This is a genomic window from Hymenobacter agri (assembly GCF_054778495.1).
On record NZ_BAAGZM010001148.1, the window covers coordinates 1 to 750 of the forward strand.

A 750-nucleotide genomic window follows, 5' to 3' on the forward strand; every position below is an offset into this window, starting at 1 on the left:
CAGCGTGAGGCCAATGGCCGCCGCCCAGCCCCGGCCCGGCCGCTCGTGCCAGCGCACCGTGAGCCACAGCAGCAGCGCGTAGAGGGCAAAGCCCGGCACGTGGGCCATGGCCCCGTCGATGGCGGCGTAGTGCAGAAAGTTGGACCCTATCACCAGCATTCCCAGCGTGAGGGCCGTCACGGCATCGGACACGTAGCGCAGCAGCACGTGCCGCAGCAGGCCCAGGCCCAGCAGCGCATACACCACCCCGCCCATGGCAATGGCCATCTGGTAGGGTGCCGAAAAGCCGTCGCGGGCGTAGCCCCACAGGCCGGCGGCCCAATGGCCGAGCCAGAAAAACGGCGTGTTCATGATGGCCAGGCCGATGGGGTACTTCATCACCATATCGCCGGGCGGGCCGCCGTGCACCTGAAACGCCTGGTAGTAGCCGCCCGTGGGGTTGTATTCCTGCAAAATCTGCGGAATGAAGGCCAGGTGCCGCAAATCGTGGTAAATGAACTGCGCGGGCAGGTAGAGGTAGTACCCCATGGCATCCCAGGTCAGGATAGCCGTCACGTTGTGGGTATCGAAGTTGGGTACCCACAGCCGCACCTGCAGAATGAGCAGCAGTAGCGCGAAAATGGTGGCCAGAGAAAGTGGAGCACGCAGCTTCATAGCAGAAAAACGAATGGGAGTCGGCAGTAACCGGCCGTTCAGAATCAGTACAGGAGGTTCGGAGTGTCGGCATCCGGGCCGGCGGCCGGGCGGCGG

General features: G+C 64.4%; 1 protein-coding gene. It reads right to left on the minus strand.

What is annotated here, in order from left to right:
* On the minus strand, window positions 1–654 hold a 654-nt coding region (locus ACYVDE_RS25020; protein ID WP_460504221.1), incomplete at its 3' end, for a hypothetical protein.
* Between the last annotated feature and the right edge of the window lie 96 nt (window positions 655–750).